Below are 7,777 nucleotides of genomic sequence, written 5' to 3' on the forward strand. Positions count from 1 at the left end.
TCCAAGCCGAGCGCCCCGGCCGCGGCGGCGTGCTCGGCGAGCCGGCTGAGCCCCATCCCCAAGCCCACCGCGAAGCCGCTGCCCCCGGCCGTGGCGTCCATGCGCGAGCGCATCATCAAGGCCGCCGTCGCGTGCGACTACGCGGGCCTCCAGAAGCTGGGCGACGAGAAGGGCCCGAGCGTGCGCTTCTCCTACGACCCCGACCAGGACATGGCCACCACCTGGCGCATCCAGGAGGAGTGGAAGGACAGCCCGCAGCCGGTGCTGGCGCGGCTGGTCCACGTCCTCAACCTCCCCTTCTACCAGGAGGGCAACCTCTACTGGTGGCCCACCGCCTTCCGCGAAGGCGCCACCGACGCGGACTTCGACCTGCTCAAGGGCATCTACCCGGAGGCGATGATCGCCGACATGCGCAAGGAGAAGAGCTACATCGGCATGCGCGTGGGCATCTCCGTGGACGGCGACTGGCAGGCCGCCATCCAGGGTGATTAGTCGCCGGTGACGAAGCGCGCGACGGCCTCCTGGACCTCCTCGTCGCCCATCATCCCGACGTGGTCCGCCCGGGTCTCCAGCCGGTCCACGTGGAGCGGCGCCGGAGGCAGGGCGCGCGTCGTCAGGACCGAGCCATCTCCGTCCGCGAGCACCGGATCCTCGAACGCGGGCTTCCCGTCGATGATCCGGAACGACTTGATCAACGGATGCCCCACGCCCACCACCGCCAGCGTGCGGCCGGTGCCGTAGCGCAGACAGTGCAGCGTGACGAGCCCGCCCATGCTGTGCGCCACCAGGTTCAGCTTCACCCGTCCGCCCCGCTCCTGCGCGAGCGAGTCCAGGAGCGCGCACAGCCGCTTCGCCGTCACGCGGTTGTCCTGCCGCCAGTCGTAGTCGAAGACGACGAGGCCCGGCAGCCGCTCGCGCGCGAACTCCAGGAAGCCCTTGTAGATGTCGTAGCGCGCCACCCACGGCAGCACCGTGAAGCGCGTCATGGGCCCGTCCACCTCCAGCGGCCCGAAGCCCGGCGTCGCCCGCTGCCCGGGAAAGGGCAGCGCCAGCGAACGCTCTCCGCGCGTCAGCAGGTCGCCCACAGACACCCAGGCCCGCTCGCGCTCGCCGTCCGCCGTCGCGAGGAATGATCCGCGGTACCCATGGATGAAGACCGTCACCTCCTCGCCCGTGGGCGGAGGCAGCGCGACGCGCGAGGCCGTGCAGGCGCTCAGCAACATCAGGGACGCGAGGGGGAAGAGGCGCATGCGCCGCACCGTCCACCTCGAGCGCCCGGCACGCAAGGACTCTGGCGCCAGGCGCGTCGGGACCCGGCCGGGGTCAGAACAGCCCTCTCGAACAGGTGTGGAGTCAAGGCAACCCGGCTTGCATGCGGGGGCCGGTCCCGAGCAAAAGGCACGGCCCACGCCCGGTGCGGAACGTGGGCGAGGCCATCGCGGAGATCCTTCAAGCCATGAGCTACACCGTGCCTCCGCAGGTCCTGATGACCGCCCCGGCGCCGCTCGCGAAGGCGGGCTGAAGCACCCCGGAAGAGCGCTGTCGGAGCAGGCCGGCGTCCGGCCTGCTCCCCCTCCATGCGGGGGGACGACCCCGCGAGCAGGCTCCCCTCTGAGCGACACCGTGAGTCCTTCCGGTGGCCTGTTCGGGGATCCCGATGATTCCAATAAATACCCGAATTCACTCGGGCTTCCGGCGGGGCGCCCCCATGACAGCTCGGCTGGTCACGGAATAATCTGGTCAGTGTGGATTTGACCCGCCCTCCCGCTTCTCCGAGAGAACGGCGCAGGGCGGCAATCCGGAATCAGCAGCAAGCCTGACTTCTCGCGAACGCCATCGCCCCCGACGGGCGTCCGCGAGAACGTCCCCGAGCGCGGAGTACACGAGATGAGCCAGGAGCTGTCGAAGCGGATCGCGAACCTCTCACCGGAGAAGCGCGCCGAGCTGCTCAAGAAGATGGCCGCGCAGAAGGCCGTCGCCGGCAACTCCGTCCAAGGGCTCATCCCGGTTCAGGACCGCTCCCGGCCCCTGCCCCTCTCCTTCGCCCAGCAGCGCCTCTGGTTCATTGATCAGCTGCAACCCGGGACCTCCCTCTACAACGTGCCCATGGCGGTGCGTCTGGAGGGCACGCTCGACGTGGCCGTGCTGGAGCGCGCGCTGCGCGAAGTGGTGCGCCGTCATGAAGTGCTGCGCACCACGTTCCGCGAGGACGCCTCCGGCCCCGTGCAGGTGGTGTCTCCCGAGCCGATGCTCACGCTGGAGCGCAAGGACCTCACGGGCTCGCCGCCGGAGGAGGCGTGGCGTCTGGCGCGCGAAGCCGCTGCGCAGCCCTTCGACCTGGCCAAGGGCCCGCTGCTGCGGGCACTGCTGCTGACGTCCGCGCCGGCGGAGCACCTGCTCGTCGTGGTGGTGCACCACATCGTCTCGGACGGCTGGTCCATGACGCTGCTGGTGCGTGAAGTGGCGCTCCTCTACGGCGCGCTCGCGAGAGGCCAGGCGGCGCCCCTGCCTCCGCTGGGTGTGCAGTACGCGGACTTCGGCGTCTGGCAGCGCGAGTGGATGCAGGGCCCCCGGCTGGAGAAGCAGCTCGATTACTGGAAGCGGCAGCTGGCCGGAGTGCCCTCCGCGTTGGAGCTTCCCACCGACTTCCCGCGTCCCGCGGCCCGCAGCGGCCGGGGCGCGCGGCATGAGCTGCTGCTGTCGCGAGGGCTGACGGACGCGCTCAAGGCCCTGGCGCAGCAGGAGGGCGCCTCGCTCTTCATGGTCCTCCTGACGGGCTGGCAGGTGCTGCTGTCGCGCTACGCGGGGCAGGAGGACGTGACGGTGGGCTCGCCGGTGGCGGGCCGCACGCGCGGGGAGGTGGAAGGCCTCATCGGCCTGTTCGTCAACACGGTGGTGTTGCGCACGCAGGTGGAGCCCACGGCGTCCTTCCGCGCGCTGCTGCACCAGGTGCGCGAGACGGTGCTCGCGGCCCATGAGCACCAGGAGTTCCCCTTCGAGCGGCTGGTGGAGGAGCTGCGTCCGGAGCGCACCCAGGGGCGCACGCCGTTCTTCCAGGTGATGCTCACGCTCCAGGCCTCCTTCCGCGGCGCGGCGTCCGTGGAGGGCGTGAAGCTGGAGGCCCTGGAGCTGGACACGCTCACATCGAAGTTCGACCTGATGCTCCAGGTGCTGGAGACGGAGGCCGGGCTCAAGGGCTTCCTCGAATACGACGCCGACCTCTTCGCCCCGTCCACGATGGCGCGCATGGCGGAGCACCTGCGCGTGCTCCTGGAGGGCGCCGTCCGCCGGCCCCACGAGGCCGTCTCCCGCCTGCCGCTGCTCACCGACGCCGAGCGCCACGAGGTGCTCCTCGCCTGGCAGCCGCCCCGCCCCGCGCCGCTGCCGTGGAGCACGCAGCACGGCGCCTTCGAAGCGCAGGTGGACCTCACGCCGGACGCGGTCGCCGTCACCTTCGGAGGCCAGTCGCTCACGTACGCGCAGCTGGAGGCCCGGGCCTCGCGGCTGGCGCGCCACCTGCGCCGGCTGGGCGTGGGCACGGAAGTGCGCGTGGGCCTGTGCGTGGAGCGCTCGCTCGACATGCTGGTGGCGGTGCTCGCCGTGCTGAAGGCCGGGGGCACCTACGTGCCGCTCGACCCGGCGTTCCCCACGGACCGCCTGGCGTACATGGTGGAAGCCAGCGGGATGCCGGTGCTGGTGTCGCAGCGCTCGCTGGAGTCCATCCTGCCGCCGCACTCGGCGCGGGTGGTGCTGCTGGACGGGGACGCGGAGGCCATCGCGGCCGAGGACGGTTCGCCACTGCGCGACGCGGCGCCCCCGGAGGCCGTGGCCTACGTGCTCTTCACCTCCGGCAGCACCGGGCGTCCCAAGGGCGTGCAGGTGCCGCACGGCGCGGTGGCGCGCTTCCTGGCGGCGCTGCGTGAGACGACGGGCCTGTCCTCGAAGGACGTGCTGGTGGCCGTCACCACGCTGTCGTTCGACATCGCGGTGCTGGAGCTGTTCCTGCCGCTGTCGGTGGGCGGGCAGGTCGTCATCGCGTCGCGGGACATCGCGGTGGACGGCTCGCGGCTGGCGGGGCTGCTTCGGCAGTGCGGGGCCACGGTGCTCCAGGCCACGCCCAGCACCTGGCGGCTCCTGCTGGAGACGGACTGGCGGGGACCGGGGCTGACGGCGCTCACCGGCGGCGAGGCCCTGCCGCGCGAGCTGGCCGAGTCGCTCATCCAGCGCTGCCGGGTGCTGTGGAACGTGTACGGCCCCACGGAGACGACGGTGTGGTCCACCGCGCACGCGGTGGCGCCGGGCTCGGGCAGCGTGCCCATTGGCCGGCCCATCTCCGGCACGCAGGTGTACGTGCTGGACAGCGGGCTGAACCCGGTGCCGCGCGGCGTGCCGGGCGAGCTGTTCATCGGCGGGGAGGGCGTCACGCGGGGCTACCTCCACCGGCCGGACCAGACAGCGGACCGCTTCATCCCGGACGCGTACGGCGGCGTGCCGGGCCTGCGCGTGTACCGCACGGGCGACCGCGTGCGGTGGGCCGCGGATGGCGTGCTGGAGTACCTCAACCGCGTCGACAACCAGGTGAAGCTGCGCGGCTACCGCATCGAGCTGGGAGAGATTGAAGCGGTGCTGAGCCAGGCGCCGGGCGTGCGCGACGCCGCCGTGGTGGTGCGCGGCGCCGGGGCCGACGCGCGCCTCGTGGGCTACGTGGTGGCCCGTCCCGGCCAGACGCTGGAGTCGCAGGCCCTGCGCGCGCTCCTGAAGGAGCGGCTGCCCGAGTACATGGTGCCGTCCGCGCTGGTCGTGCTGGACGCGATGCCGCTGACGCCCAACGGCAAGGTGGACCGCAAGGCCCTGCCCGCGCCGACCGTGTCCACCGAAGCCGCGCGCGAGTTCGTCGCGCCCCGCACGCCGATGGAGGCGCAGGTCGCGGAGCTCTACGCGTCGCTCCTCCACGTGCAGCGGGTGGGCGCCACCGACAGCTTCTTCGAGCTGGGAGGGCACTCGCTGCTGGCCACGCGGCTGACGTCGCGGTTGCGCACGGCGTACCAGGTGGACCTGCCCCTGCAGGCGTTGTTCGAGTCCCCCACGGTGGCGGACCTGGCGGCGCGCATCTCGGCCTCGGCGCAGGACCCGCGCTTCGCCGGTCCGCCTCCGGTGGTGCCGGTGCCGCGCACCCGGAACCTGCCCGCGTCCTTCGCGCAGCAGCGCCTCTGGGTGCTGGATCAGCTGGACCCGGGCTCGGCCGCGTACAACATGCCGTTCTCGCTGCGGCTGACCGGGGCGCTGAACCTGGAGGCCCTGCGCCTGGCCCTGGAGCTGGTGGTGCACCGGCACGAGTCGCTGCGCACCACGCTGCGGCCCGGCACCGGCGCGCCCGAGCAGGTCATCGCGCCGCCCGAGCCGCTGGTGCTGCCGGTGGTGGACCTGCGCGCCCTTTCGCCGGAGCAGCGCGACGCGGAGGTGAAGCGCCGCTCGGAGCTGGAGGTGCGGCTGCCGTTCAACCTGGAGGTGGGGCCGCTCCTGCGCGTGTCGGCGCTGGTGCTGGATGCGCAGGAGCACCTGCTGCTGCTGACCCTCCACCACGCCGTCTTCGACGGCTGGTCCATGAGCATCCTGATGCGGGAGCTGTCGGAGGCCTACCGGGCCCTGGTGGCGGGGACGCAGCCCGTCCTGCCCGCGCTGCCCTTCCAGTACGCGGACTTCGCGGTGTGGCAGCGCGAGTGGCTGTCGGGAGAGGAGAAGGAGCGTCAGCTCGGCTGGTGGCGCCAGCAGCTTGAAGGCATGCCGTCCGTGCTGGAGCTGCCCACGGACCGTCCGCGAGGCCTCCGCGAGGCGCATCCCGGCGCCCTGCTGCAGGTCGCGTTCCCGCTGGAGCTGACGCGGGCCGTGGAGGCCCTGTGCGTGCGCGAGGGCATCACGCCCTTCATGTTCCTGCTCGGCGCGCTCCAGGTGTTGATTGGCCGCTACTCCGGTCAGGACGACGTGAGCATCGGCTCCTCGGTGGCGGGCCGGAATGACGCGCAGCTGGAGGGACTGCTCGGGTTCTTCATCAACACGCTGGTGCTGCGCACCCGGATGGGCGGCGAGCCCACCGTGCGGGAGTTGCTGGGCCGCGTGCGCACCACCACGTTGGGGGTGCTGGCGAACCAGTACGTGCCGTTCGAGGAACTCCAGCCGATGCGCGACCTGCGCGCGTCGCCGTTGTTCAACGTGCTGTTCCTCATGCAGAACATCCCGGAGGTGGACCTCTCGCTCGCGGGAGTGAAGGTGCAGGTCGAGGAGCGCATGGGCGCCTCCGCGAAGTTCGACCTCACGCTCTCGCTGTCGCGGACGGAGAAGGGCTTCACGGGCGAGCTGGAGTACGACACCGACCTGTTCGACAGGTCGACCGTCACGAGGATGCTGCGGCACCTGAGGTTGCTCGTGGAGGGCTTCGTCGCCCATCCGGAGCACCGCGTGTCGTCGCTGCAGTTGCTCGCGGGGGAGGAGCGCCAGCAGGTGCTGGTGGACTGGAACGCCACGCGCGCTCCGTTCCCCGAGTCCTGCGTGCATTCGCTCTTCGAGGCGCAGGTGCGCGGTGCCCCCGAGGCGCTGGCCGCCGTTTTCGAAGGGACGCAGCTGACGTATGCGCAGCTGGATGCGCGCGCCAATCAGCTCGCTCATGCCCTGCGCCGTCGCGGGGTTGGGCCCGAAGTCCGCGTGGCGCTCAGCGTCGAGCGCTCCCTGGATATCGCCATCGGCCTGCTTGGCATCCTGAAGGCTGGTGGCGCCTGGGTGCCGGTGGATCCACTGCTGCCCCGCGAGCGCCTGGCCTTCATGCTGGAGGACAGTGCGGCCCAGGTGCTCGTCACCCAGCAGCCGCTGGTGGACCGTTTCCCGGAAGCACTGCATGCACGCGCGCTCTGCCTGGATACGGAGCGCGCTGAGCTCGCCACGGAACCGACGGATGCGCCCGTGACGGGCGTGACGCCCGCGAACATGGCGTACCTGCTGTACACGTCGGGCAGCACGGGCACGCCCAAGGGCACGGCGGTGGAGCACCGCAGCGTCGCCAACCTCGTCACCCACGAAGCGGTGGCGTACGGCATCGGCCCTGGCAGCCGCGTGCTTCAGTTCGCCAGCCTCAGCTTCGACCTGTCGGTGGAGGAGATTTTCACCACGCTCTGCAACGGCGCCACGCTGGTGCTCGCGCCGCTGGAGAAGTTGATGCCGGGCGCGCCGCTGCCCGTGCTGCTGCGTGAGCAGGAGTTGAGCGTCGTCAGCCTCACTCCCGCAGCGCTGGCGGCCACGTCCTCTGAAGGGCTGCCGAAGGTGCGCACCGTCATCTCCGGCGGTGAGGCCCTGCCCGCGGATGTCGTCGCGCGGTGGGCTCCGGGGCGGAGGCTGATCAACACCTACGGCCCCACTGAAGCCACCGTCATCGCGACGCTGGGCGATGTCGTGGCGGGCAACGGCGTACCCTCCATCGGCAAGCCGCTGGCGAACGTGCGCGTCTACGTGTTGGACCCGCACGGGCAGCCGGTGCCGGTGGGCGTGCGCGGTGAGCTGCACATTGGCGGAGTCGGTGTCGCGCGCGGGTATGCCGGACGGCCAGGCCTCACCGCCGAGCGCTTCGTGCCAGATGCCTTCTCCGGAGAAGAAGGGGCTCGCCTCTACCGCACGGGCGACGTGGTGCGCTGGCGCGCGGATGGCCAACTGGACTTCGTCGGCCGTATCGACGCCCAGGTGAAGGTGCGCGGCTTCCGCATCGAGTTGGGCGAAGTCGAGAACGCCCTGC

General features: G+C 71.5%; 3 protein-coding genes. 2 read left to right on the forward strand and 1 reads right to left on the reverse strand.

All coding sequences use genetic code 11. The features are described 5' to 3' along the window. Positions 1 to 492, forward strand: a 492-nt coding sequence (locus D7X55_RS31445; RefSeq protein ID WP_233610185.1) for a hypothetical protein, incomplete at its 5' end; no start/stop codon positions are given. Here the strand turns inward: D7X55_RS31445 and D7X55_RS31450 are convergent. Beyond that, positions 489 to 1,250 carry an alpha/beta fold hydrolase gene (locus D7X55_RS31450; protein WP_121724994.1) on the reverse strand — a complete coding sequence of 254 codons (762 nt, stop codon included), beginning with the start codon at positions 1,248 to 1,250 and terminating at the stop codon, positions 489 to 491. The genes D7X55_RS31445 and D7X55_RS31450 overlap by 4 nt on opposite strands. A 637-nt stretch (positions 1,251 to 1,887) precedes the next feature. On the opposite strand from D7X55_RS31450, the gene D7X55_RS31455 reads away from it, so the two are divergent. Beyond that, a partial coding sequence (locus tag D7X55_RS31455; RefSeq protein WP_121724995.1) for a non-ribosomal peptide synthetase occupies positions 1,888 to 7,777 on the forward strand: 5,890 nt, incomplete at its 3' end.

It is taken from the genome of Corallococcus sp. AB049A (assembly GCF_003668885.1).
In the GTDB taxonomy this organism is placed as follows: domain Bacteria; phylum Myxococcota; class Myxococcia; order Myxococcales; family Myxococcaceae; genus Corallococcus; species Corallococcus interemptor.

What these genes read in the sequence shown, in the direction of transcription:
- D7X55_RS31450 (WP_121724994.1), bottom strand. Translation starts at nt 1,250, where the DNA reads ATGCGCCTCTTCCCCCTCGCGTCCCTGATGTTGCTGAGCGCCTGCACG.